Raw genomic sequence first — 26,624 nt, 5'->3', positions numbered from 1 at the left:
CTGCGTCATTCTTGCCCAAAAAGATCAGGCGTACCAGGCGCCACCGCGCGGGGCTTTTCGGCGGCGAGGCGGGTGATTTCCGGCCAGCTCTGCACGAGACCGTTATAGGCCATGGCTTCGACGGCGCGCTTCTTGCGTTCGCACAGGGTATAGAGACGGTAACAGAGTTCGCGGGCGGTTTCCGCCTTGCTGCCGAGCTTGGCGACCAGCACGGCGGCGGCGCTCTCACCGCCGGATTCCAGCGCGCGAATGAGGTGGTGCACGATCTCCCAGTGCGTGAGCCGCTTGTCGGTCAGCGGATCCCAGTCGGCGGGCAGTTCGGCGGGTTTAAGCAGGCGCACCCTACCGGCCCGGGATACCAGAATGCCGGCTTCGTCGAGGCCGCCGACGCTGGTGTTCTTGGACTTGGAAAGCTGCTCGGCGACCCCGTAATCGCCTTCGGCAAAGCCGGTCTGGTCGAACCAGGTGAGCGCCCAGCGGCTGTCGGCGTCGAAGTCGCCTTCCTGCTCGGCCAGCGCTTCGTCGAGGGTCTGGTTGATCAGTGCCAGCGCGGCGCGCACCGGCAATGGATTGCCTTCGGCATCGAGCACCTTGGCGTAGCGCGTATAGACCGCCATGCCGGGACCGATCGCCGCTTGCGCCAGGTCCACCGGGGCGATGAAGGTTGTAGGGGTCAGGGAATAGGTCATAGGGGATTGGCGCTGCGGCAGACCCTGAAGCAAGCGGATGGCGGCAGGCAGTTCGGCCTTGAGCGCGGTGACGAAATCGCGGCGGGTGGCGGTGGGTGCGTTGGCGGGTCGCTGGCGGCAGACGAGGACGATGCTGGAAGCGAGGGCGTTGGTGCCCGAGCCGATCATGCGGTTGCTCAGTTCGGTGCGCATCGGCCAGGTGCCGCTGATGGCGAAACCGGCTTCGATGACGGCAGCGAGAAAAGTGTCCCAGCCGGTATTGGTCGTGCCGTCCGCGCCGTCGCTTTCCGCCTGCTTGAAGGCATAGTAGATGGTCACGGGAAAAGCTGGATGCGCCTGCTCGGCGAGCCGGTGCATGGCCTGCGTCATGCCATCGAGGAAAAAGGTCTCAGCCTTTTGCTTGCTGCCGTGACGGTAGGGCGTTGCCACCAGTTCCTCGGCCTTGGGCACCGCGAGCGTGGCGAAAAGCTCGGGGAAAGTGGGCTTCAACGTGCGACGCAGCCAAACGTAGAAGAAATCCGAGAGGTCGGCGTAGCCGATGTTGTCGTAGTAAGGCGGGTCGCAAGAAACAACCTTGCCACTGGATGTCTCTTGCCTAGTTGCGTCGGCCTGAATTGCACTTCCGCCAGCGTTGCCCAGCATGTTTGCAACAGCTTTCGCGCCCCACTCGACGTTATTCATCCAATTGCCGCTGGACTCCGAGAAAGGGTTTCCCTCTGCAAAATCCCAGACCATCGGAATTGCCTGCCGTCCGAAGGTGTTACGAAGCGCTTCCATCTTGGGACTGTTATCCCATGAGCAGACACTCGACCCCCGGTCGGCGGAGCGACTGATCGCAAACGCCATATACACCCCAACCGCATCGGCATAGGCCGCATCGCCCCGGCCGCCTTTTGCGAGGGCTTTGCCGTCGTCGGGCAGGCCGGCGACGATGGCGTCGCGTTTCACCCGCTCGCGTGCTTCCTGCACCAGGTCGGAAAAGGTCGTCAGTGCGACGAGTTGGCGAGAAGTGAAGAGGTCGCACCAAGTGGTCAGTCCGTAGGGCGTGCAGTTGCCACCGGTCATTCGTATGGGAATATCGCCTTCCGGTTTCCACGTCGGCCGCGCGGTCAGGGTAATGGCTTCCATTTCAGGCGTTGGTGCGAGATAGACCCGCCCGCGATCACCCTCGGCGACGATGGACATCAGCCGCGCGCCCATGCGCCCGGCCTTGCCCTCGGCCTTGATGTAGTCGCCGGAAATGGGTGCTCCAGACATTAGGCATCCGAAATTTGCCCGTGCGAGTTTGGTGCCCGCCTTCGCACCCACAGCATCTTGCGGCGCTCCGACCTTCACAGTGAACCCATAGCCGCTGCCTTCGATCACCGGTTCGACATAGGCTTCCTTGCCGGCCTTGGTCGAGAGCATGAAGGTCGAGGCCAGCGGCACATCGACGTGGGCGAAAGCCGGGTTGGGGCTCTTGACCGTGCGCGCCCACAGCCAGGCGATCACCGTGAGTTTCCTGCCCGTATAGGGGCTCAGGTCGGGTCGATCCTTCGCCATGTCGGCGGTGACCTCGATCTTCGGGTAGAGATGGCCGATGCGCTTCTCGGCCTCGTCGCGCATCCACTGGCCGTAATGGCGCACGTCCTCGGCCAGGCCGGTCGCTCCCCGCCACGATCCCGATGCGTCCAGCTTCCGGCGCGATTCCGGATTGACCGGCGGCTTGCCGGCGAACTTCGGCGGTATCTCGATCATCGCCTTGTTGATCAGCACCGCCACCGGATTCAGGTCGCTGGCGTAGCTCTCCAGCCCCAGCCGCTGCGCTTCGAGCGGCAGCGCGCCGCCGCCGGCGAAGGGGTCATGAAAAGCCGGGAGTTTGTAGCGGTCGAACAGTTCCTTCGCCCGTGGATGGTCGGCATTCTCGGCGCAGGTGTAGCGCCAGCTCTGCCAGATTTCGTCGCGCGCCTGCTGCAATACCGTCTCGTTGGTCGTGTTCTCCCACTTGACCAGTTCCTCGATGATGCGGAACAGCCGCTGCCGCTCCTTCTCCTGCTTCTTCTCGGTGGGGAAGATGTCCGGGTGCGCCGACGGGTCATCGACCATCTGCGCGAAGATCACCGCCCGCGCTGCCGCCAGTGGTCGCCGCGCCCACCACAGGTGCAGCGTGCTCGGGTGGCCGTGGCGGATGGATTTCTCGCGTGCGCTGGCGATGTTGATCGCCTCCAGCGGCAGCGCGACTTCGATGAGTTTCTTCTTGTGGATCACGTGATGTCCTTCTGATCGGCCACTTGCGCGAAATGCCGGAGCACGTGGTGAACCGAGGTGTACGGGTTGTGCCCGGTGTGCTCTGCCCGATTCTCGACCCAGGCGGCGCTTTCGAGGGCGTCTTGCAGCCTCGACATGAGTTGCCGGACGATTGCGGCATTCGCTTTTTCGTAGCCGGGCATGCGCTCGCGAAGCCGTTCGATGACGTCCGCGCAACGGTTGAACGGAGCGTCCGTTCTTTCGTGGTGCAGGAGCACCCAGAATTCGAAGCAGGGGATCGAAATCGCTTCCAGAACGGGGAGCGGCTTGTTCTTGCGCCCGGCCAGCGTTGCGATCCGTGTCCGCGCCCGGTCAAAGCTTTCGTGGCCGTTACGGTCGAAGACGCAAAAAATCCGATCATAGCCGCCGCGCTCCGCACACTTCGCCTCGGCACAGGCAACGACGCTGATCGGCGCCGCGCCTTTCGTGTTCTCGGCAAGAACGATTTCCGCCGTCGTCAGCCCGTACTTGATACGCGCGGCCTCGAAATACTCCTGTTCGGTTTCGCCCTCGCACACGATGAGGGTGATGGATCGAGGTGGCTTCTGTCCTGCCGTACGACGGAATGATCCACTGTCCCGCAGCTTCGAAATCGGCATACGGCGCACCATGTGTCAATCCCCGTAGCTGCCGATGAACGGAATCGCTCCGTAGCGGCCTTTGAGATAGCCACGTTCCAGGGCTTCATCCTTCCTGGGCGAGTATTCCAGCAGCGAATAGAGGGATGAGGAACCCTGCTTGTCTTTCTCCACGAACCAGATCTGGTCGCGCCGTAGAAGTTCAGTGTCCAGCAAGGTCGTGTCATGCGTCGTGAAAACCAGTTGCGCGTTCTTTTCGTTCTTGCGGCTATGGAAGAGACCCACGAGGAAGCGCGTCATGTGAGGATGCAGGCTGCGGTCCAACTCGTCGACGAGTAGCGTTGCTCCCCATTCAAGAGCCCGCAGCCAGCCGCCCGAGAATTCAAACAGTTTTTGCGTGCCGTCGGATTCGTCGCCGATGTCGAGCGCCACTTCCTCGCTGGAATCCACCCGCTTGTGCCACGCCAGGACGCGCAAGAGCTTCTGCGCTTGCGGAAGAGAACCCAATGGCAGACCAAGCTCCAGGTGAACCCGTACGGCGCCCGGAGGGAGCTTGCCCGCAGGGGGCGAGGGATGGTCTTCTTCCAGCAGTTCCAAACGATCAATGCCGATATCCGCCGCGCGCATAAAACGCATGATCTGTTCTTGCTCACCCGCGTCCCGCAGGAGGTTCAGACTCAGAAATGGGTTCATGTCGACGCCGGGAACCAACACGATGAGTTTCTGGGTAATCCAGTTGAAAATCGGCCGGAGTTGAACATTGTTCAGTTGAATGGCCGTCGATAGAAACAAGGCGTTGTCCCGGGTGAACTCCTGCCAGACCTTGCGCTCCGCCCGTTCGGCACTGAAGTTGGGACCGAACCACCACCTTTGTGTCTTGCTTTCCGCGTCGTATTCCCGTTCAAACCACCGCTGCGCGCGGCCATGCGGATAAGCCACCAGCCATTCCTTGAATACGCGCCCCGAACTTGCCGCCCAGCCGTAGTGATAGCGGACACCCTCGTCGGTGGTGAAGATGATCTCGAATTCCGAAGGCTCCGCACATGACGCCTGTGCAAAGAGAAACGGCGTCACGGGGATGGCTTGGCCTTCCTGGAAACCCGTAGCGGAGTTCTGCACCATTTGCCGGAAGGTCTCCACGGCTCGAAGAACGTTGCTCTTGCCTGCCGCATTGGCACCATAGATGACCGCCGATCGTAGCAGGCGCAGCTCTTTGGTCTGCCCCGGGCTAACGTTGCGCTGAAGATGCGCGACGTCCGGGCTCGCCACCATGCTTAGCTTTTGCTGGGTCCGGATCGAGCGGAAATTTGTGACACTAAACTCAATCAACATGTCTGCCGATTCATCAAAAGAAAAATATACGCTCAATTCTTGCTTATTTTCCGCAATTTCGCAACCCAAATCCAGGTTGCAAGGATCGTTACCAGCTTGTTACCGTGGCGCCTCCGCCCGCACCAGTAGTTCGGCAAAGTCATAGTTCACGCTGGTGACGCCAAAATCTGGCTCTCGACTGAAGGGTTGGCGCAGGTAGTGCGCCTGGTGTGTCTCGCTGTCGAGAAACTCGACAATGGCAAGAATGAAGTCCTCAGGCTTGTTGAGCGAGTAGAGAATCTCGTTGCGCGTGACGGTGATCGTCGGCGCACCGGCAACGCGGCCCTTCACTTCGAGGAAGCGCAGCTTGCCGGTGCCGGGAACGCGGCTTTCGATGTCGTAGCCTAGCTTCTCGAATTCACGGTCGGTGGGGTCGAAGCCGAGCTGGCGCTCGATGTCCATGATGATCGCGCGCGCGCGGGCGGCGCTGATTTGCGTATCGACGGGCGCCGTGGGCGTGCTCGCTGTTTCGCCGGTCATGGCCTTGATCAGACCGATCGGTACCACCAGCATGCCGCCCAGCACCACCGGCGGCAGCGGTGAGATTTGCGCTTCCAGCTTCAAGTCGTCCAGACGTTTTTCGAGCCGCCCTTGAAGAAGGTCTGCGCGCTTGCGTGCCTCGCCGGAGTTGAGTTTGGCATTGGGTCTCCCTGCCAGCTCCTGGAGCTTGAGTTCTTCGGCGCGGTGGTCCCACCAGGTGATTTCCTTGGTGAGGCGCTCCTTGACCGCAGCCTCGGTCTTGCCGATCAGTTCGAGCTTGCGCCCGCGGACCTCGGCCAGGTGTTCCGGTACGACCTGGGTGATGGCATGGCCCTGGACCTGCTTCTCAAGCTCGCGCGTGATCCACTGGCACTCGGGGCGGTCGAGGATCGTTTCGATACCGGGTTCGCCCGTAGCGATTGGGCGATAGTCGAGATAGGGCGCGTAGTGCACATGCCGCGTCGTCGTGTCGGCGTTGACTTCGACATAGAGCATGCGTTTCGACACGACCCGACGTTCGCCGGCGCGGGTGAGGCCGGCGTCCTGGATGGCATGTTCGAGGTAGAACAGCACCCGCGGCCGCATTCCGGGATCGCGTTCGTCAACCAGCACGCTGCCGCGTTTCAGCAGATCACGATGACGTTCCAGCGTCAGGTCGATCACGGCGTCGAGCAAGGGATGACCGGGGCAGACAAATGCTGCCAGCGGGTGGCCCTGCGGTGCGACGAGCGATTTTTCGAAGGCGATCCGCTCATAGCGCGGCAGAACGGGTTCGCCGATGCCGATCAGGCGATCGCGGTTGCGCACCGGTGCGGGAACGTGGGTGATTTCGTAGCGCCGGGGTTCGCGCTGCCTGGCGGTGCCGCCGAGTCGCTTGAAGGCTTCGTGGAAGAACGACTCGATGTAATGGGGTTGCAGCCGCCGGCCGTCGGCGCGCTCCATGTCTTCGCGGATGCGCTGCACCCGGCTGGCGTCCATGGCGTCGTGGGCGAGCGCGCGTTCTTCGAGCAGGCTCTGCAGGTGTTCGCAATCCGTCGCGACATCGAGGACCGTGGTGAGGAAGGCTTTGACCTCGGGCTTCTCACCGTGGCGGATGGCCTCGATCAGCAGTTCGCGCAGTGACATGACCTTGCCGTTGGACTCGAAGGCGAGTTTGCCGAGCACGTCGAACACCTGCCCACCAAGGGCCTGGCGTGCCTGTTCGAGCTTTTCCAGCAGGCGGCGATAGACGTCGCCTTCGCGCGTGTCGTCCGCCACCAGATTCCACAGGTGGCAAACCTCGGTCTGGCCGATCCGGTGGATACGGCCGAAGCGTTGTTCGATCCGGTTGGGGTTCCAGGGCAGGTCGTAATTGACCATCAGATGCGCGCGCTGCAGGTTGATGCCCTCGCCGGCGGCATCGGTCGCCAGCAGTACCTGCACTTCGGGGTCGTGCTTGAACGATTCCTGCACCTTGAGGCGCTCTTCGCGGCCGATGCCACCGTGGATGACGACGACCGCTTCCTGGCGGCCGAGCAGCGTGCCGATGCGTTGTTGAAGATAGTTGAGCGTGTCGCGATGCTCGGTGAAGATGACCAGCTTCTGGTGTGGAGAAGGGATGGGGGGTGGGATCGGACCGGCGCCGTAGGGGGCCGGCGGTTCGGCGACGCGGTGGCCGCTGCCGGCCGGTGTGAAGATCTCGGAGAGCAAGCTGGCCAGTTGGCACCACTTGGTGTCGGTGCCGCTGCGGCGGACGGCCAGTGCCTGGCTTTCGAGCCCTTTCAGGGTTTCGATCTCGATGCGCAGTTCGGCGATCGAGCGCGCGGCGGTGGCCTGGTCGAGGATTTCTTCCTCGGCGGCAGCGACTTCGTTGTCGGGTGCTTCGTCCAGGTCTGCAACGTCTTCGTTGTCGAGGGCAGGCAGTGACGCCGGGAGGATGTTCGTGGTTTGGCCGCCACGCTGCAGCACCTCCAGTTCCCGCAGTCGGCCTTCCAGCCGTTCGCGCCGGCGGCGCAGCGATTGGTAGATGGCCTCGGGCGAGGACGCCAGACGCCGCTGCAGGATGGTCAGGGCGAAACCGACGGTGCCGGCGCGCTTGTCGTTTTCCAGCGCCTCGGCACGGTTGAATTCCTCGCGCACGTAGTCGGTGACTGCCCGGTACAGCGCCGCCTCGGCGTCCGAGAGTCTGTAGGGCACGGTGTAGGCGATTCGCTCGGGGAACAGCGGCGTGCCGTCGAACTTGCGCAGGCTCTCCTTCACCATCCGGCGCATCAGGTCCGACACGTCGGCCGTGTGCACGCCATCGCGGTAACGTCCCTCGAAACGGTCGCCGTCGAGCAGCGCCATGAACAACTGGAAATCGGCTTCCTTGCCGTTGTGCGGCGTCGCCGACATCAGCAGGAAGTGGCGTGTGAGCGTCGAGAGCAGTTGACCAAGGCGATAGCGCTTGGTGTACTTGGTCTCGCCACCGAACACGGTCGCCGACATCTTGTGCGCTTCGTCGCAGACCACCAGATCCCAGCGGCAATCGGGCACCTGCAGTTTCTGCTGCACGTCTTCATTGCGCGAGAGCTTGTCGAGGCGGGCAATGCACAGGTTGGTTTCGAGGAACCAGTTGCCGGTGCGTGCCGCTTCGAGCTTGTCGTTGGTGAGGATCTCGAAGGGCAGATGAAACCGGCGATAGAGCTCGTCCTGCCACTGTTCGGCCAGGCTGCCGGGGCAGACGATCAGGCAGCGTTGCAGGTCGCCACGGGCGACCAGTTCCTTGATCAGCAGGCCGGCCATGATCGTCTTGCCGGCGCCGGGATCGTCCGCCAGGAGGAAGCGCAGCGGCTGGCGAGGCAGCATGGTTTCGTAGACGGCGGTGATCTGGTGCGGCAGCGGGTCGACGATCGAGGTGTGTACCGCCAGCACCGGGTCGAAGAGATGCGCGAGGCGAATGCGCTGAGCCTCGGAAACCAGGCGGAAGAGCGCGCCGTCGCCATCGAAGCTCCACGGACGACCCTGCTCGACGAGTTCGAGGCGCGGTTCGTCGTGGCGGTAGAGCAGTTCGTTGGCCACCTTGCCGGCAGCCGTCTTGTAGGTCAGCTCCAGCGCCTCTGAGCCAAACCACTGGACGTTGACCACGCTCACCAGGGTGTCGGGAACGATGCCGCGGATAGCGGCATTGGTCTTAAGTTGTTCGAGTTTCATGGCCAATCGTAGCCTGGATTTATTCCCCGGCATGATAAATGGCGACAGCCATCGTTCCAGATAGCGCTATGGCACGGGTCTATCATCCCCAAAGGCCTTCAAAGTCAAATGAAAGTTGCCGCTGATGCCGGACAGGGAAGTGCTCAAGATTGGGGATCACCGTTCATCATACGCGTGGGCAGTCAGCGGCGAAAGTCGAGTCGGCGCGTCTCGTTGAGGCGTTGCACCGGGGAATGACAGAATGCAGACTGCCCGCAATGTGGCTGTCCAGCCCGGCAAAGTCATCAATCCTGAAATACTTTGCCGCATGGCGCCAAGATATCGTGGCACCCTGTGATTTCTTCATTATGATCAGCCTGTTAACGCCATGAACGTGCATCAGCGCCAGACCTGTCGCCAGATGCGTAGCCATTTGCTTATTGCCACAGCGGAAGTCATTCATAAATAACATGTTACGAATTGGAATCGACCTCGGCGGCAGCAAGATCGAGCTGGTTGCTCTGGAGGCAAGCGGGCAGGTGCTGCTGCGCAGGCGTCGCCCAACGCCAAAGGGTGACTACCAGGCGACGCTCCGAGCGATCGGCGATATGGTCGCAGCCGCAGAAAGCGATTTGGGGCGGAAAGCCAGCGTCGGCATCGGCATCCCCGGTGCCGAATCGTTCAGCGACGGTCGCATCAAGAATGCCAATTCGACCTGGCTGATTGGGCAAACGCTGCGGCTGGATCTCGAGGCACTGCTGCAACGTGAGGTCCGTCTGGCCAACGACGCCAACTGTTTTGCCCTCTCCGAGGCAGTCGATGGTGCCGGCCGTGGCGCGGAAGTCGTTTTCGGCGTCATTCTCGGTACCGGCGTTGGCGGTGGAGTGGTGGTGCATCGGCGCGCACTCGCCGGCGCCAATCGCATCGCCGGCGAGTGGGGTCACAATCCGCTGCCCCTGCCAGACGAGGAAAGTCTGCCGCCGGCACCCTGTTACTGCGGGCGCAGCGGCTGTGTCGAAACCTGGCTGTCCGGGCCGGGACTCAGCGACGACCACTGGCGTCATGGCGGGCAGTCGCTGAGTGCCGAGGAGATCGCGAACAGGGCCGAGGCGGGCGACGCGGCGTGCGCGGCGGCGCTTGGGCGCTATGAACGGCGCCTGGCCAAGGCACTGGCGCAGGTGGTCAACGTCCTCGACCCCGATGTGGTCGTGCTGGGTGGTGGACTTTCGAACATCGCGCGGCTGTACGATACGGTGCCCAGGTTGTGGGCGGCGCATGTGTTTTCGGATACGATCCGCACCCGCCTGTTGCGCAACCTGCACGGCGACTCATCCGGCGTGCGCGGTGCGGCCTGGCTCTGGAACGGAGAGTGAAATGGCGACAGTGCAGTTGTTCAGTGGCGGGCTGACGAAGATCGACGCCGAAGGTCAATGGACCGGCATCTACAAACAGGCGATCAGCGGGCCGGTTCATCTGGCTGTCGACGGCCTGGCCGGAGACATGCAAGCGGACCGTCGTGTCCATGGTGGACCCGAAAAGGCCCTCCATTACTACGCCGCCGAGAACTATCGTCAGCTTGCCGAGCGTTTTCCGGGCGTCGCCGAGAAGTTTGTTCCGGGCAGCATCGGCGAGAATGTTTCAGCGAATGGCTTCGATGAGTGGAACGTCTCGATCGGAGACATGTTCCGGCTCGGTGGCAGCCTGCTCCAGGTCAGCCAGCCGCGCAGCCCGTGCTGGAAGATCGACTATCGCTACGGCAGCGACGGGGTGGCGCGAACGATTGCGGAAACCGGCCTTACCGGCTGGTACTACCGGGTACTCGAACCCGGCATGCTCAGCACAGGCGATGTACTCGAACTCGTGGACCGTCTGCCGGGCGCGGTGTCGCTCGCCGAATTGTGGCAGGTCTGGCGCGAACATCGCCCGCATCCCGCGCAGGTCGAGGAACTGTCCGGGGCGCCGGGGTTGACCGCTGACTGGCAGCGGAAGCTGATCGAGCGTGCGCGCTGGTTGCGCCGGCACGGCGGCGAACGGGCCCAGCGCTAGTCATGCTCTGGGTCAGACTTTTCCTGCCTTTCGCAGGCGCTTATTTTCTCTCGTACCTCTACCGCACGGCCAACGCCGTGATCGGCCCGGTCCTGAGCAAGGACCTGGATCTTGGCGCTGGCAGTCTGGGACTGCTGACCAGTGCCTATTTTCTGGCTTTCGCTGCCGCGCAACTGCCGCTCGGCATGCTGCTCGACCGCTTCGGGGCACGCCGGGTCGAATCCGGTCTATTGTTGATCGCTGCCGCCGGCGCGGTGGTCTTTGCCCTCGGTCAGAGCGTCACGGAACTGGCGATCGGTCGCGGTCTGATTGGACTCGGCGTTTCGGCGTGCCTGATGGCCGCCTTCAAGGCATTTTCCCTGTGGTTTCCGCTTGACCGGCAGGCGTCGCTGACCGGCTGGATCATGACCTCCGGGGGCCTCGGTGCCCTCGCCGCCAGCGCCCCTCTGGAGGCGGCGTTGCGCTTCGCCGGCTGGCGGGAGATCTTCTTCGCCCTCGCCGCGCTGACGCTGGCGGTGGCCGTCTGGCTGTTCCTGAGCGTTCCCGAGCGTCACGCCGACCACCCGCCCGAGCCGCTGTCCGTGCAGTGGAACGGCGTCAAGACGGTTTTCGCCAGCGCCCACTTCTGGCGCTTTGTGCCGCTCGGGCTGACGCTGACGGGCGGTTTCATGGCGGTGCAAAGCCTGTGGTCGATCTCCTGGCTGATGCAGGTCAACGGTTACGACCGTACGACAGCCGCCGACCACCTGGCCGGGATGAGCGTGGCGATGCTGATCTCCTACGTTCTGATCGGGCTGTTGGCCACCGGCCTGGCGCGTCGCGGGATCAGGCCGGTGATGCTGCTCGCCAGCGGACTCGGTCTGTCGTTGCTGACGCTCGCGCTGATCGCCACCGAAAGCACGCATCATAGCTACCTGCTGTGGGTCGCCTACGGCAGCTTTTCGAGCTTTGGCACGCTGGCCTATTCACAGGCCGCTGCGGGCTTTCCGGTAGTGCTGTCGGGTCGCGCCAACACCGCTTTCAACCTGATGGTTTTCGTGGGCGCCTTTGGCGTGCAGTGGGGACTGGGGGTGCTGATCGATTGCCTGCAGGCGCAGGGGCAGAACCTGGCCATGGCTCACCGCAACGCTTTTCTGTCCCTGCTTGCCGCCCAGTTGGCAGCCTACGCCTGGTTTTGCATCAGCAGCCGACGCGGGCGCTGAGCAATCGAAGCGAAAGCTGCCGAGACACCAGGGGCCCTCAACGGTACAGCGGCAAGGCAGCCAGGCGGCGCTCGATTTCAGACAGCAGTTGCCGATAGGCCGGGTTGTCGCGGCCACCATAGCGGCGCTGGAATTCGGCTTCGGAGAGGGCCTCGGGAAGCCCATCGAGAGAGGGAGCCAGATCGCTGTCGCCGAGACTGCCGCGCAGCGCGACGTCCAGGCGTGATGAACCCTCGGCAACCAGTTCGCCGAAACGTGTCCCGGCACGGTCCGCGGCCAGATCGGCGAAAGAAAAGCCGCTGCCACCCCGGGAGTCCTCGACTTCCTTGTACAGTCCAATCGCATTCGCCGCGGGTTCACCGGCCCAGGCTGCCAGGGCCGCCGAAACGGCAAAATGTTGGGCGCTGTCGTAGCGGCCGAGCAGGATCAGCTTCAATCGCCGGGGACGCGGCCAGTGCCTCGCCTCGGGGATCAATACCGCCAGGTTCTTTTCCGCCAGATAGCTCGCAAGAACGAGCAGCGCGGCTCGCCGCTGACGAAGCGTGGCCTCCCCGGAGGCTGCCGCTGCCAGAAGACCACTGAGGACCTGCCCGAGAGGAACGCGCGCGCGCGCGGAGTAATGGTCGAGTTGGGCGGCCAGGGCTTTCTGGGCAGCCGCCATGCTCGCGATGTCTTCGGGTGGAAAGGCCCGAGCGCGCGCGTGTGCGAGTACCCCGGGCTCCCACACGTAGCTCACCTCGACGACGCCGCGAGCCGGTTCGAAGGCCAGCTTGCGGATGAGTTGCCGGGCGGCCCGCCATTCATCCGAGAAGCCGGCGAGGCCGATCGCCGAGTTGAGGCAGAACTCCGCCAAACGCGAGGGAACCGGCAAATTGGCAAGCGAGGCGGCAACGATGCGCGGTTCGCCTTCGGCCTCCTGGAGTTGCGCGCGCAGATTCCAGTATCGGTATCCCGCCAGACCGGGAACCGGGACGCTGATCCGTATTTCCGCCGTTTCCTCGGCCAGCGCGAAGGTGCCGCGCCCGTGCAGGCTGCGACTCACCAGGTGATTGATGGCCTCGTCGATCAGCGGCGCGGGGATAGACGCCGTTCGCTGATCACCGCGTTGCAGGCGGCGAGGATCGTTATTGGCCAACAAGCGCTTGGCCTCGGCAATCGACGCCGGTGAGATGCTTTCGCTGCGGCTGACCAGCGGCGCCCGCTCAAGGGTGGCAAGGACGATCAGCAGCGGCAGCAGCAAGCATCCCAGCAGCCAGATCAGGAGACGCTTCACGCCGGCGGGATGACGGTGAGGCCGCGAAACCAGACCGGCTTGCGGGCACCCGAATTCAACGGCCAGGCTGCAGCACGAATCCCGCCTTGGCGAGCAATCGGGCTTCATGCTGCAGGTCGGCGCGTGTCAGGGGATGCGCCGCCAGCCATCCCGAAGGGAATTGCAGGCGCAGGCGCTGCCGCTGTACGCGCAGACTGATCTCCGGCAGGGGCTCGTTGCTCCGCCCGCGATGCAGGACCACCGCCAATCGCAGCAGAACACACAGGCGGCGCGCCGGGCGCGCCCAATCGCACGGCAAATGCGCGAACGCATCGTTGGGAAATGATCGCCGGTGGCGCCGCACCAATGCCGAGAGCAGACGTTGATCGTCCCGCGAGTAGCCCGGCAGATCGGAATGTTCAAGCACGTACGCGCCATGTTTGTGGTATTGGTCATGGGTCAGCAGCAAGCCGATCTCGTGCAGGCGTGCTGCGCGGTCGAGAACGTGCCGCGCCTCCCGACCGTTCAAATCCCAGGCCGCGCGCACCTGTCGCAGGAAGTCGAGGGCCGAGGCACTCACTCGGGCGGCCTGGCCCTCATCGAGGTCAAAACGCCGGATGACGTCAGCGATGGTGCGGTCGCGTACGTCTTCGTGACGGATGCGGCCCAGCAGGTCGTAAATCAGCCCCTCGCGCAGGGCACCCTCGGAAACCTCCAGATGCTGGACGGCGAGCGCCTCGCAGAGTCCGTGCAGGGCCACGAAGCCGCCGACGAAGACACGCGCGCGCGCCGGCTCCAGTTGCCAGCGTTCGGCTATCCCGGCCGTGTCGCGCGCCTCCAGCAGCGCCGCCCGCAGCCGCCGCAGGCCTTCAAGGGTGATCCCTTCACGGCTCCAGCCTTCGCTGATGAGCACGTCCTGAATGGCCTTGATCGACCCGGAGGCCCCGGTGACCACTTCCCAGCCACGCGCCAGATACTCCTCGCGCACCGGTGCGAGGTGCAGTTGAACCAGTAATTCGGCTTCACGCAGGCGCGCGGCGGTTACCCGACCATCGGCAAAGCAGGCACGGCTCAAACTGACGCAGCCCATGCGCAGGCTCGCCAAATGACGCGGTTCGAACTTCTCCCCGATAATCAGCTCGGTACTGCCACCGCCGATATCGATCACCAGGCGCTGGCCGGTCACGTCGCCGACGCTGTGGGCGACGCCCAGATAGATCAGCCGTGCCTCCTCCTGGCCGCTGACGATTTCGACCCGGTGCCCGAGGACCTGCTCGGCGCGGGTGATGAATTCGGCGCTGTTGCGTGCCTGCCGCAGGGTGTTGGTACCGACGATGCGCAGACGCGCCGGTGGAATGTGGCGCAATCTCTGACCGAAGCGTGCCAGGCATTCCAGAGCCCGCTGCTGCGAGTCCGCCGAGAGACGGTTGCGGCCGTCCAGGCCGGCGGCGAGCTGGACCATCTCCCGCAAGCGGTCGAGAACCTGCACGTGCCCATTCACGATGCGGGCGACGATCATGTGAAAACTGTTCGACCCGAGGTCGATTGCGGCTACGAAGTCGGAAGACACGTCGGAACTCCTGCACAGGGTTAACCAAAGCCGCAGACCGGAACCTGCTCGACCCACCCAGCGTCGGGCTGCCCGGGCCAGGGGACCTGCTGGAGATTCATCCCCAGCCACCTCGCCGAAAGACCCGCGAAATGCGTTGCGTGGCCGAGCGGAGCATAGCGGAGCTGCGCTCGGCAGCGCGTGAATTCCTTCACACTACGGGCAGGTTGCGCGGCCGCAAGGGTTTTCCTGGCCTGGGATCAGAATTCGAGCGGGTCAACTTCTAGGTGCCAGCGGAGGCGTGAGGGCGCGCGGATGGCTTCGACCTGCGTCACCCATACGTCCAGGAAGCGCTGCAACGCGCGCCGGGATGAGGACTCGACCAGTAACTGACCGCGTTCGAGGCTGGCCCGCCGCGAAAGGCGCATCGGCACCGGATCGTAAAAGGTCACTGAATGGCTGTCGTCGTGCAGGGAACAGGCCCGCGCGGCGGCAAGAAAGGACAGTGCATCGGCCATCCGTGGGGCCTCGGCGCGAAGCATCGCCTGGTAAGCGTAGGGCGGGAAACCGGCCTGTTGCCGCTCTCCGAGTTGCGCCGCGGCGAAGGCGGGATAGTCGTGGCGAACGAGGGCCTGGTAGATCGGGTGGTCGGGGTACTGGGTCTGGATCAGCACCTCGCCCGGCCGTTCGGCGCGGCCGGCACGACCGGCGACCTGCATCAACTGCGCGAACAGGCGCTCGGGCGCACGCCAGTCGGCGGCAAACAGCGCCGCGTCGGGAGCCACGGCGCCAACCAGCGTGAGCTTCGGGAAATCATGGCCTTTGGCCAGCATCTGGGTGCCGACCAGGATGTCGGCCGCGCCGTTCTGAATCGTCTCCACCACCGCCTCCCACTGCTTGCGGCTGCTTGCCGAATCGCGGTCCACGCGCAGGATGCGGGCCTGCGGGAAGCGCTCGGCAAGAGCCACTTCGATCCGCTGTGTCCCGCGGCCGAAGGCGCCGAGATCCTGGTTGCCACAGGTGGGGCAGGTTTTCGGCACACGTGTCTCGTAACCGCAATGGTGACAGCGCAGGCGACGGTCGGCGAGATGCAGCACCAGGTGGGCAGCACAGCGCTGGCAGGATGAACTCCAGCCGCATGCAGCGCAGGCCAGCACCGGTGCGTAGCCGCGCCGATTGAGAAAGACCAGGCTCTGCTCGGCACGCGCCAGACGCTGTTCGATGGCCAGCAGCAAGGTACTGGAGAGGCCGTCCCGGGGTTTGTCGACACGCGTGTCGATGCAGCGGACGAGAGGCAGACGCGCTCCGTCCACGGCCCGCCCGCGCAAGGTCAACAGCCGGTAGCGCCCGCTCGTGTCGCTGCCACTGGCGTTGGCCCAGCTCTCCAGGGATGGCGTCGCGGAACCAAGAACAATCGGAATGCCTCTGTCGCGAGCGCGGAAGACGGCAAGATCGCGCGCCGAATAGCGAATCCCGTCCTGTTGCTTGAAAGAGGCGTCATGCTCCTCGTCGACCACGATCAGGCCGATCTCGGGCAGTGGGGTGAATACCGCGAGCCGCGTGCCGACGACGATCCTCGCCTCGCCGTTCAGTGCGGCCCGCCAGTTGCGGCTGCGGGCGGCCTCGCCCAGTTCACTGTGCAGACTGACCAGGCCGGCGGCAGGAAAACGGGCGGCAAGACGCGCTTCGAGTTGTGGAGTGAGGTTGATTTCTGGGACCAGCAACAGCGACTGCCGTCCGGCAGCCAGAGCGCGCTCGATCAGCCGCAGATAGACCTCGGTCTTGCCGCTGCCAGTCACACCGTGCAGCAGATAAGCACGGAAACCTTCGGCGCCTACGGCAATCGCGGCCAGCGAAGCCTCCTGTTCGAGGGTCAGGACAGGTGCCTGTTGTGCGCCGGCAAGGGGGTGTTCCGGCCGGCGCTGCCGGTGCCTCCGGGGCGCCAGCGCACGCAGGCTGGCCGGCAGGGTGGATAACATCACCTGGCCGAGAGGCGCGTGGTAGTAGCTCGCGCAAAACCCGGTCAGGCGGAACCAGTCTGGAGGGAGGGTCGGCACATCGCGCAGGATGCCATCGATCGCTTTGAGCTGGGCGATCGGAATATCGGTCGCCACCGGCAACTCGACGAGGATTCCGATCTTGTTTTGCTGACCAAACGGCACCCGTACACGATAGCCGATGTCCGCCATCGACAAAAACTCGCCGTCGGCAACGCGATAGTCAAAAAGGCGGCGCAGCGGCACATCGAGTGCGACGCGGGCAATTTGCGGCACGGTCATGAGGTCGGCAAATGGGGTTTTGCGCGGCGGGAATTCGCTGTCCACTTAGCGCGTGAAGCTCGCGCCAGTTCTCTCAAATGCGGGTAAGGTGTTCAGTTTTAGACGCTTTCCGTCCGATACACAGATCCTGTGGATAACTCTGTGGAGCAAACCCTCCGCAAAGGCCGCAAAGGCCCTCCCTGCAAGGGTTTCAGAGTCATTGCCGGAAAAATAGGCAATTTAAACCTCCTTACAAATCAGCCAGTTGCCAATCTACCCGGGATTTGCAGAAGACCCACTCGGCGGACCGGAAGTCGCCATGGTTTCTGTGAATAAGTCAAGCGCCTGGGGGGATTTCCGGTCGGTACCGCTCCGCAGGAGGCGGCTACGGGTGTGCACCGCATCAACCAGCGCCGTCACGTTTTCCGGTGGCGTAAACTGGGAGATGCCATGACCCAGGTTGAAGACATGGCCGGTGCCGTCCGCACCATAGCTGGCCAGCACCTTTCCGGCCTCCGCGGCGATCGTCTCCGGGGTGGCAAACAGCACGCCCGGATCGAGGTTCCCCTGCAATGCCACCTGGTGACCGACACGCCGGCGTGCTTCGCCGATGTCGATGGTCCAGTCGACACCGATGGCGTCGCAGCCGATATCGGCTATTGATTCCAGCCATAGTCCGCCGCCCTTGGTAAACACGATCGATGGCACACGTTCGCCGTTCTGCTGGCGAATGAGGGTGGCGATGATGCGCCGCAGGTAGGGCAGCGAGAACTCCTGATAAGCCGCCGCCGAAAGCGACCCTCCCCAGGAATCGAAGATCATGACCGCCTGCGCTCCCGACTCGATCTGGGCATTGAGGTAGGCGCTCACGGCGTCGGCGGTCACCGACAGAATGCGATGCAGCAGGTCGGGGCGGTTGTAAAGCATGCTCTTGATACAACGGTAGTCGGTACTCGAAGCGCCTTCGACCATGTAGCAGGCCAGGGTGTAAGGACTGCCGGAAAAACCGATCAAGGGCACCGAGTTGTTCAGTGCGCGCCTGATTTCGCTCACCGCGTCCATCACGTAACGCAGGTGGTCCCACGGGTCCGGCGCGCTGAGGTCGCGGATTGCCCACTCCTCGCGTAACGGGCGCTCGAAGCGGGGTCCTTCGCCGTCACTGAAGTACAGCCCGAGCCCCATCGCATCGGGCACGGTCAGGATATCGGAGAAGAGGATCGCCGCGTCCAGATCATAGCGCGCGAGTGGCTGCAGCGTGACCTCGCAAGCCATCGCCGGGTTCTTGCACAACTGCAGGAAACTGCCGGCACGCCTGCGCGTTTCACAATACTCGGGCAAATAGCGACCCGCCTGGCGCATCAGCCAGACCGGCGTATATTCGGTGGGTTCCTTGAGCAGGGCGCGCAGAAAGCTGTCATTGCAGGGTCGGGTCACGAGAGGCTCCACCGGCGAGGGGAATGGGCAGCGTCGATTATCGCCTTTCCCCGCTACTTGCGCCAGAAAGCCGGCGTCATGACCACCAGCAGGGTGAAGATCTCCAGACGACCCAGGAGCATGGCGAAGGTACACACCCAGGTCTGGAAATCGCTCAGGCTCCCGAAGTTGGTCGCCGGCCCGACCTGGCCGAGGCCTGGTCCCATGTTGTTGATGCTGGCGACCACCGCCGTGAAGGCGGTGACGATTTCCAGGCCGGAAAACGACAACGCCAGGGTCATCGACACGATGCACACCATGTACATGAAACCGAAGGACAGCACGGCGAAAAGAATGTTCGACGAAAGGAGTTCGCTCCCGATCTTTACCGGATGGACCGCATTCGGGTGCATCGCGCGCGTCAACTCCCGGTACACCTGCTTGTACAGCACGATCGCGCGGATCATCTTGATGCCGCCGCCGGTCGACCCGGCGCTGGTCGCGAAGCTGGACAGGAACAGCATCCATAACGGCGCAAACATGGGCCACAAGGCATAGTCGGTATTGGCGTAACCCGTGGTTGTGGCAATCGACACCACGTTGAAAGCGGAAAAACGCAAGGCCTCCGAGAAGGTCGGGTAGACCCCATGCACATCGAGGAAAATGGCAATCGCGATGACACTGCCGACGCTCACCAGCAGAAAAGCCCCGGCCTCCGGATCAGTCAGGTAAGGGCGAAAGGAACGCCGCGAGAGAACGACGTAGTGTGTTGCAAAATTGCAGCCGGCGATCAGCATGAAAGCGATGCTCACGGCTTCGATCGCCGGCGAATCGAAGAAACCAAAGCTCGCATCATGGCTGGAGAAGCCACCAAGTCCCATGGTGCTGAACATGTGCATGATGGCATCGAGCCAGGTCATGCCGGCCCAGCGGTAACCCAGCACGCAGCAGACCGAGATCAGCGTATAGACTGCCCACAAGCCCTTGGCGGTCTCGGCCATGCGCGGAGTCATCTTCGAGTCCTTCATCGGCCCTGGCGTTTCGGCCTTGAACATCTGACGACCGCCGATGCCGAGCAAGGGCAGGATGGCCACCGCCAGAACGATCAGGCCCATGCCGCCAAGCCAGACGAGTTGGCAACGCCAGAAGTTGATCGACACCGGCAGCGCGTCGAGTCCCTCGAATACCGTCGCTCCCGTCGTCGTCAGCCCGGAAACGGCCTCGAAGTAGGCGTCGGTGAAGCTCGCGTGCAAGTGCAGAACCAACGGCAGCCCGGCGTACACCGGCAGCACGGTCCACACCAGCGCGACCATCAGGAATCCATCGCGGATCGTCAGGTCGCGCTTCTCCTTGCGGGTCGCGTACCACAAACCCAGGCCGGTAGCGACGGTCAGCAGAACGGCCTCGTCGAAGGCGCTCTGCGCGCCATCCTGCAGCGCCCAGGACAGACCCCAGGGAACCAGCATCGTCAGACCGAACATCAGGATCACCAGCGAGAGGACCCGCACTACCGGGTAGTAGCGTTGCATGGCGCAGCCCTCTCAGAAGAAATGGAAGCCGACTGCAAACAGCTTTTCGACCTTCTTGACCACCTTCTTGTCGAGGCAGAAGACGATCAGGTGGTCGCCGGAGGCGATCAGCACGTCCCGGTGGGCGATCAGCACGTGACCCGCCTGCTTCTTCTTGGCCAGGCCGAGAAAGCCCAGATCCTGGCTCTTGTCGAGATCGCGGACGATCGCCGCGATGAAGGCTCCTGGAATCGTCGGAATTTCACCGATACGCCGACCAACCACCTTGGAGGTCTTCTGATCGCCATGGGCGACGATCTCGAGGGCCTCGGCAGCACCCCGGCGCAGGCTGTGAACCTGCGCGACGTCACCGCGACGAACGTAGGTCAGCAGCGTACCGATCGATACCTGCGCAGGTGAAAGCGCGATGTCGATCGGGCCGCCCTGGACCAGTTCGGCATAGGCACGGCGGTTGATCAACGCCACCACCCGCTTGCAACCCATCCGTTTGGCCAGCGACGCGGCCATGATGTTGTCTTCGTCGTCATTGGTCAGCGCCAGGAAGAGGTCCATCTCGTCGATGGCCTCCTGCTGCAACAACTCTTCATCGGTGGCATCGCCGCAAAGTACCAGTACCGACTTCAGGGTGGTGGCCACGAATTCGGCACGCCGCCGGTCGACCTCGATGGCCTTGACCTCGCACCTGCTTTCCAGAGCCTGTGCCACGCGCAAGCCGATATTGCCACCACCAGCGATCATCACTCGCCGTACCGGCTCGACCGAGCGTCGCAACTCGCGCATTACGGTGCGGATATGCTCTTCGGCTGCGAGCAGAAAGACCTCGTCACCGTCTTCGATCACCGTCTCGCCGCTAGGCATGATCGCCCCGTCGCGGCGATAGATCGCGGCGATCCTGCCGTCGACCTCGGGTGGCAAATGCGTGCGCATTTGCTTGATTTCGTTGCCGACCAGCAACCCGCCTTCGTAGGCGCGGACGGCGACCAGCGCCAGGCGTCCACCGCCAAAGCTCAGCACCTGCAGGGCTTCCGGGAAATCGACCAGGCGCGCGATATACTCGGTGATGACCTGTTCCGGGCACAAGGCATAATCCACCGCGAAATTCGCTGTCGACAGCAGTTTTTCACTGTCCAGGAAGTCGCGCGCGCGCAACCTCGCGATGCGCGCGGGCACATTGAAAACACTGTGGGCAACCTTGCAGGCGACGAGATTGGTCTGATCGCTCTGAGTCACGGCAATCAGCAAGTCGGCGTCATCCAGGCCGGCACTGGCCAGAACCGAAGGATAGGCGGCATTGCCGACTACCGTCTGCAGATCGAGGCGATCCTGCAGATGCGCCAGACGCTCATGGTCGTTGTCGACCACCGTGATGTCGTTGTTTTCCGAGGCGAGGCTCTCCGCGACGCTGGCCCCGACCTGACCCGCGCCCAGAATGACGATACGCATTGTTATTGATCTCCCTGAAAGCCTGGCGGCCGGAACCTATTAGTCACGTTCGTCGCCGCGTCGACCGATGTTCAGGCCGAGTTGCTTCAACTTCCGGTATAGATGGGTCCGCTCCAGCCCCGTCTTCTCCGCCAGGCGCGTCATACTACCGCGTTCGCCGGTCAGATGGTATTCGAAATACATCCGCTCGAAGGCTTCACGTGCTTCCCGCAAGGGCTGGTCGAAGAACATCGCCGGCAATGGCAACGGCATCCCGATCTGGGCGACCTCGGTCTGCAGGATGCGCGCCACATCTTCCGCGCTGATCTCTTCCTCGAGCGCCGAAAGCGCGAGGTTTTTCACCGTGGTCAGCAACTCGGCCCATTCACCCTGCCAGCGGTGAAGTCGCAGCGAGTTCTGCGCGCCGCTGGAAAAATGCCGGAGTGGAACTTCACCGCGCTCGGCGAGATGGGACAGCAACATGGAAGCAATTTCCGGAACGTCGTCGGCGTGTCCTGAAATCTGCGGCAGTGCCACCCACACTTCCCCAAGGCGGCTGACCAGCAGCGCATCCCAACCCACTTCGACGAGTCCCGCCATTGGGCGAGTCGATGCGGCGACGAGTTGCAGATTGTGTCTCTCCAGCCGTTCGAGCGCAAAGACGAGATTCATCTGTTGCAGTTTTCCGAGCTGTGCCAGGTCGGAGATGAAGACAATGCCGCCGCTGGCGTTCTGCAGCATTTCCTGGGTCAACGGCGCACTCGAAGCGGAAAGATCAAGCCAGGGCGTCCGATGGGTCTGCAGCGTACGCGCGCAGATCTCGGCGATGCTGCCCGAAGCACTCTTGAGGAGCAGCACCGATGTCTTTGCCGCGGCCTGTTCAAGGCGTCGCTTGAGATCCTTGAGCAGGGGCGAGCGGGCGAAAGCGTCGAGCGTCAGTGGCTTCTTTTGCAGAACGGTTTCGTGCTTGAGCGCTTTCTTTACCGTGAGCAGCAGCTTTTGCAGGGCAATCGGCTTTTCGAGAAAATCGGTGGCACCGATGCGGGTCGCTTCCACCGCCGAATCGATCGTTCCGTGTCCGGACATCATCACCACCGGCATGGTCAGGAGGCCGCTCGCGGACCACTCCTTGAGCAACGAGATACCGTCGGTATCCGGCATCCAGATGTCCAGCAGAACCAGATCAGGCCGTTTTTCGGCGCGCAGCTTGCGGGCCGCTGCAGCGTTTTCGGCCAGCCACACTGAGTGACCCTCGTCGGCCAGAATCTCGGAGAGGAGTTCGCGGATTCCCATTTCGTCATCGACGATCAGTACTTGCGCCATGGTCAGGTCTCGGAAGGTAGTGTGCTTGAGCGCCGCTTGCGGGTGGGCAGGGAGGCCAGCGGCAACAGGATGCTGACTTCGGCGCCGGCCGGCTGACGGTTGTTGATCCTGACGCGGCCGTGATGTTCGTCGACGATCTTCTTGACGATCGCCAGGCCCAGGCCGGTGCCGCGCGCCTTGGTGGTGACGTAGGGCTCGAAAACCCGGGCAATGATTTCGGGTGGAAAACCTGGCCCCTGATCGCGGACGACCATCTCGGCCATGCCTTCTGCGCGTCGCGTGCTGATCGCAATGAACGGCGCATCCAGAGCTTCCTGCGCGTCTTCGGCGTTGCGCAGCAGATTGTGGATGATTTGCCGCAACTGCGTGGTATCTCCCCAGACCGGCGGTAGCCGCGGCGCGAGTTTGGTCTCGATCGTCGCCCGCGAGGTCTCATAGAGGCCGAGTACTTCAAGCACCAGGGCGTTGAGATCAACGGCTGCCAGTTCAGGAGCAGGCAGGCGCGCGTAGTCACTGAAATCATTGACCATGCGCTTCATCGCCTGCACCTGCGTAATGATCGTCTGCGTGGAGCGCGCGAGCACCTGCGCGTCGACGCCGCTCAGGTGGTCGGCGAGTTTCATCTGCAGGCGCTCGGCAGACAACTGGATCGGCGTTAGCGGATTCTTGATCTCGTGTGCGAGCCGCCGCGCCACTTCTCCCCAGGCGGCACTGCGCTGGGCGGCGATGAGCCGGGTCACGTCGTCAAACACGACCACATACCCGCCATGCGACCCGGCCGGCAACTGTGTGCCGCGCAGCAGCAGAATTTGCGGCAGTCCGCCGGGATGTTCGAGCTCGATCTGTTCCTGCCATTCGGTGCGTTCGTCTTCGGCAAAGGCATCAAGGATGGCCTGGCCAATCACCTGCTGCCGCGGCCAGACTTCAGCCGCCTCGCCGAGCAGAGCAGCGAAATCGTCCGAGAGGATGGTCAGCGCACCTTCGTTGACCGTACGCAGGACGAAGCGATGGTCAAAAACCAGCACCCCTGCAGAAAGATTGGCCAGGATCGATTCGAGATAGGCGCGTGCGGCTTCGAGTTCGGCACGATGGCGCTCATTGTCCCGTCGTGCTTCGTCGAGCTGGCTGGTCATCTGCTTGAACGATCGGGTCAGGACGCCCAACTCATCGCGGCTATAGACGGCCTGCCGGGGCGTGTAATCGCCGGCGGCCACGGCCTGCGTCCCCTCGGCGAGGATCGACAGCGGTGCCGACAGGCGACGAGCCAGTACGAAAGCCAACGCGATGGCGGTAAACAGGGCCAGTAATACAGTCAGGGTCAGCGTCATCGCGTAGATGCGGGTGAGGCCTTCGCGGCCCAGCGAGAGTTCCTGATAATCGGCGTATACCGTCTGTACGCTGTCCGCGTTGAGCGCCAGGCTGGTCGGCACCGGCTCGGTGAGTTGCAGGATGCGGGTTTCGACGCCAAGGCCAGGCGGCGAGACTGCCACCAGCACACGCAAGGTGAGATCCTTCTCGCCATTGCTTTCGATGACCGCGTAGCGGCGCTCGGTGCGCGCCCGCCGTAACTGGTCGGCGGCCGGCTGCAGCGGCAACAAGGTATGCAGTTCGCCGGTCGCCGTTGCCAACAGCTCGCCAGCGGTGGAGAACAGGGCGACCGATTGCACGCCATTCTGCTCGCGGAGGCGACCAAGCTCGAGACGCCGCTGCGCTTCAGATCGTTCACCAAGTTCTAGGGCCATGGCCTGCCCTTTGTCCGCCAGGTCTTCAAGCAATGAATCGAGAGCGCTGCGACCGAGATTCAGGCCCGCTTCGAGGGCCTTCTCGACGCGCACGTCGAACCAGGTTTCAATACTCTTGGTCACGAACTGTACCGACACGGCGTAGATCAGCACGCCGGGCAGCACCGCCATCAGGCCGAACATCAGCATCAGGCGCAGCTTGAGGCGTGAGCCGAAGACCTGTGCCCGGTGTTCTCGCCAGAGGGCCAGCAGTTGCCAGGCGATCAGCGCCAATAGCGACAACGCCACAATCGCGTTCAGCGCCAGCAGCCACGGATAGTGGCGGGCAAAGAGCGCGGTGTTGGCGCTGGCCGAGGCCAGCAGGAATAGCAGGATGCCGCCCAACGAGGCGGCAGCAACGATCAGACTTTTCATCTGGCGTCTACGGCGCCCGGCGACAGCGGGGCTCCACCAGGCGCGGATGTCTCGGTGGGCGTGAAGTTCCAGCGCGCCCACTCCGAGGAAAGATTCCAGTCCCGGTTGGCCAGTGCGTTTACCTGGAAGGTTTTGGGCATCTGGCTCAGGTCGAGGCGCATGCGCACCGCAGCAAAGTACGGTTGATCGGCCCTGACGGTACCCTTTTCGAGCACCAGCCAGTTGCGCAGCCGCGACAGTATGCGCTGGGCGTCGTCGAGCGAGGGAAAGCTCTGGTGCAGGGCACCGCTGGACAGCCGGTACTGCCGGGTGAGGGCGTGGTATGAAAGCTGGAATGTCTGACTGCGACTGACCACCTGCTCGTCGAGCCAGTACCAGCGGGAGCGCGTCAGCTCGAAATCGACGACGAAATACAGGGTTATCCCCTTGGCGATGGCCTCGTCGAGGCGGGAGTTGAGATTGATGTTGAAGTCGGCAGCCAACGTGTAGCCATCTTCGGCGACCGATAGATTCGGGTTGCGGACACTGATGTCGGCCGCTTGCCCCGCAAACGAGGTGAACAGCGTCAGGCCGAACAACAGCGTGCTAAAGAGCTTTCCGCAGCAACGCATAAAAGAATCCGTCATGTTCTTCCCGAGGCAGAAGTCTTTCTTCGGCGAGCCGCAGGGCTCCCGGTTGGCGAACGAGAAAGGCGTCGATCTGCGCGCCGTTTTCTTCCGGGAACACCGAGCAGGTCGCGTACAGCAGCCTGCCGCCCGGCCTCAATAACGGCCAGAGTTTGTCGAGCAACGTGCTCTGCAGGCGAGCGAAGCGTCTGACATCGCTTTCCCGTCGCAAATACTTGATATCCGGATGGCGGCGGACCACCCCGGAAGCAGTACATGGCACGTCCGCGAGAATCGCGTCGAAAGGCTGCCCATCCCACCACTGTTCCGAAGCCGTACAATCGGCCACCCGCACGGTGGCGACCAGACCGAGCCGCCGCAGGTTGTCCTGTACGCGCCGCGTGCGGTCGCCGTCGATGTCGAGTGCCAGCAGTTCAATGTCTGCCAGCTCCAGCAGATGGCCGGTCTTTCCCCCCGGCGCGCAGCAGGCGTCGAGGACACGCTCACCAGCCATCGGCTGGAGGAGTTCCGCGGCACGTTGGGCACCGGCATCCTGGATCGATACTAGGCCATCGGCAAAACCCGGCAAAACGTCAACCGCAACCGGCCTGTCAAGCATCAGCGCGGATCTGCCCAACTCCCGGCAAGGCAAGCCGGAACGTCGCAGGCTTTCGACGTAATCGTTCAGGGTGACGCGACGCCGATTAACGCGCAGGGTCATTGGGGGAAGGCTATTGCCAACGCCGACAAGCTCCGGCCAACAATCGGGATAGGTCCGCCGCAAGCGCGCCAGCCACCAGGCGGGGTGCTGGAACGTCGCCTCCTGGTCATCGGCCATGGCGGTAAGCAGGGCCTCGCGCTGGCGCAGATAGTTACGCAACACGGCGTTGACCAGCCCGCGAAAGGCACCTCCCACGAGCTCTCCTGCCGCCGATACTGCCTGATCGACCACCATGTAGGCGGCGTCGGGCCGCGTATGCAGACGGTAGAGCGTCGCCAGCAACAGGGCCTCCGTCTCGGCATGCGGCAATGTCCGGTCCAGTAGACGCCGGAGAATGAACTCGCCACAACCGTAGCGGCGCAGGCTGCCGTAGGCTACCTCCTGTGCCGCTGCGCGGGTCGCGGGATCGGCCGGGTCGAGAGCACGCAGAGCAACCGTCAGGCTACGTCCGGATCGCACTGCGGCGATCACGTGCGCGGCCCGCAGCAAGCTTTCGGCGAGTGAATCCGGAGCCAGCGTCGAACGTGCGCCGGCAGCGGCAAGCGGCGCCGTACCGTTGCCGGCCAGGATGGGTTTGCGCACGCGCTGGGCGCG

Annotated in this window: 17 protein-coding genes; 3 read left to right on the top strand and 14 right to left on the bottom strand. The window is 63.4% G+C overall.

The features are described 5' to 3' along the window. Positions 1 to 5: 5 nt before the first annotated feature. The 4 genes from AC15MQ_RS08365 to AC15MQ_RS08350 all read right to left on the bottom strand — a co-directional run bounded on the left by AC15MQ_RS08365 (position 6) and on the right by AC15MQ_RS08350 (position 8,575). Complete coding sequence (locus AC15MQ_RS08365) at positions 6 to 2,936, bottom strand: DUF1156 domain-containing protein (RefSeq protein ID WP_483079865.1); 2,931 nt, start codon at positions 2,934 to 2,936, stop codon at positions 6 to 8. After that, positions 2,933 to 3,574, bottom strand: coding sequence for an RloB family protein (locus tag AC15MQ_RS08360; protein WP_287667320.1), 642 nt, complete (start codon positions 3,572 to 3,574; stop codon positions 2,933 to 2,935). The genes AC15MQ_RS08365 and AC15MQ_RS08360 overlap by 4 nt, the downstream gene beginning before the upstream one ends. Positions 3,575 to 3,589: 15 nt before the next feature. Beyond that, positions 3,590 to 4,921 (bottom strand): AAA family ATPase, encoded by a 1,332-nt coding sequence (locus tag AC15MQ_RS08355; protein ID WP_483079864.1) that lies wholly within the window; start codon positions 4,919 to 4,921, stop codon positions 3,590 to 3,592. Positions 4,922 to 4,984: 63 nt separating this feature from the next. Further along, complete coding sequence (locus AC15MQ_RS08350) at positions 4,985 to 8,575, bottom strand: helicase-related protein (protein WP_483079863.1); 3,591 nt, start codon at positions 8,573 to 8,575, stop codon at positions 4,985 to 4,987. Positions 8,576 to 9,024: 449 nt separating this feature from the next. On the opposite strand from AC15MQ_RS08350, the gene AC15MQ_RS08345 reads away from it, so the two are divergent. From AC15MQ_RS08345 to AC15MQ_RS08335, 3 genes are read left to right on the top strand one after another with little or no spacing between them, the layout of a single operon-like run. Continuing rightward, complete coding sequence (locus tag AC15MQ_RS08345; protein WP_483079862.1) at positions 9,025 to 9,927, top strand: ROK family protein; 903 nt, start codon at positions 9,025 to 9,027, stop codon at positions 9,925 to 9,927. A gap of 1 nt (position 9,928) precedes the next feature. Further along, complete coding sequence (locus tag AC15MQ_RS08340; protein WP_483079861.1) at positions 9,929 to 10,600, top strand: MOSC domain-containing protein; 672 nt, start codon at positions 9,929 to 9,931, stop codon at positions 10,598 to 10,600. A 2-nt stretch (positions 10,601 to 10,602) separates the two neighbouring features. After that, positions 10,603 to 11,802: an MFS transporter gene (locus AC15MQ_RS08335; protein ID WP_483079860.1), complete on the top strand. Its 1,200-nt coding sequence runs from the start codon at positions 10,603 to 10,605 to the stop codon at positions 11,800 to 11,802. A 37-nt stretch (positions 11,803 to 11,839) separates the two neighbouring features. On the opposite strand, the gene AC15MQ_RS08330 is transcribed toward AC15MQ_RS08335, so the two are convergent. The 10 genes from AC15MQ_RS08330 to rsmB all read right to left on the bottom strand — a co-directional run bounded on the left by AC15MQ_RS08330 (position 11,840) and on the right by rsmB (position 26,612). Beyond that, positions 11,840 to 13,075, bottom strand: a complete 1,236-nt coding sequence (locus tag AC15MQ_RS08330) for a hypothetical protein (RefSeq protein ID WP_483079859.1) — start codon at positions 13,073 to 13,075, stop codon at positions 11,840 to 11,842. Positions 13,076 to 13,130: 55 nt separating this feature from the next. Then, complete coding sequence (locus AC15MQ_RS08325) at positions 13,131 to 14,624, bottom strand: Ppx/GppA phosphatase family protein (protein ID WP_332337627.1); 1,494 nt, start codon at positions 14,622 to 14,624, stop codon at positions 13,131 to 13,133. Positions 14,625 to 14,863: 239 nt separating this feature from the next. Next, on the bottom strand, positions 14,864 to 16,882 hold the full coding sequence (locus AC15MQ_RS08320) for a primosomal protein N' (RefSeq protein WP_332337626.1): 2,019 nt from the start codon (positions 16,880 to 16,882) through the stop codon (positions 14,864 to 14,866). Between the two features lie 252 nt (positions 16,883 to 17,134). Continuing rightward, positions 17,135 to 18,295 (bottom strand): uroporphyrinogen decarboxylase, encoded by a 1,161-nt coding sequence (gene hemE / locus AC15MQ_RS08315; protein WP_287667334.1) that lies wholly within the window; start codon positions 18,293 to 18,295, stop codon positions 17,135 to 17,137. Positions 18,296 to 18,348: 53 nt separating this feature from the next. Next, positions 18,349 to 19,803 (bottom strand): TrkH family potassium uptake protein, encoded by a 1,455-nt coding sequence (locus tag AC15MQ_RS08310; protein WP_483079858.1) that lies wholly within the window; start codon positions 19,801 to 19,803, stop codon positions 18,349 to 18,351. A gap of 12 nt (positions 19,804 to 19,815) precedes the next feature. Further along, complete coding sequence (trkA, locus tag AC15MQ_RS08305) at positions 19,816 to 21,246, bottom strand: Trk system potassium transporter TrkA (RefSeq protein WP_483079857.1); 1,431 nt, start codon at positions 21,244 to 21,246, stop codon at positions 19,816 to 19,818. Between the two features lie 39 nt (positions 21,247 to 21,285). Beyond that, positions 21,286 to 22,548 (bottom strand): sigma-54-dependent transcriptional regulator, encoded by a 1,263-nt coding sequence (locus AC15MQ_RS08300; RefSeq protein ID WP_483079856.1) that lies wholly within the window; start codon positions 22,546 to 22,548, stop codon positions 21,286 to 21,288. A gap of 2 nt (positions 22,549 to 22,550) precedes the next feature. Beyond that, positions 22,551 to 24,704, bottom strand: coding sequence for a sensor histidine kinase (locus AC15MQ_RS08295; protein ID WP_287667336.1), 2,154 nt, complete (start codon positions 24,702 to 24,704; stop codon positions 22,551 to 22,553). Further along, the gene (locus AC15MQ_RS08290) at positions 24,701 to 25,315 is read right to left on the bottom strand and encodes a DUF4390 domain-containing protein (RefSeq protein ID WP_287667338.1); all 615 of its coding nucleotides are present in this window, start codon (positions 25,313 to 25,315) and stop codon (positions 24,701 to 24,703) included. The genes AC15MQ_RS08295 and AC15MQ_RS08290 overlap by 4 nt, the downstream gene beginning before the upstream one ends. Then, positions 25,290 to 26,612 carry a 16S rRNA (cytosine(967)-C(5))-methyltransferase RsmB gene (rsmB, locus tag AC15MQ_RS08285; RefSeq protein WP_483079855.1) on the bottom strand — a complete coding sequence of 441 codons (1,323 nt, stop codon included), beginning with the start codon at positions 26,610 to 26,612 and terminating at the stop codon, positions 25,290 to 25,292. The genes AC15MQ_RS08290 and rsmB overlap by 26 nt, the downstream gene beginning before the upstream one ends. Positions 26,613 to 26,624 lie beyond the last annotated feature (12 nt).

It is taken from the genome of Candidatus Accumulibacter propinquus, from assembly GCF_056856495.1.
This window is presented reverse-complemented; position numbering and strand designations above follow the sequence as displayed.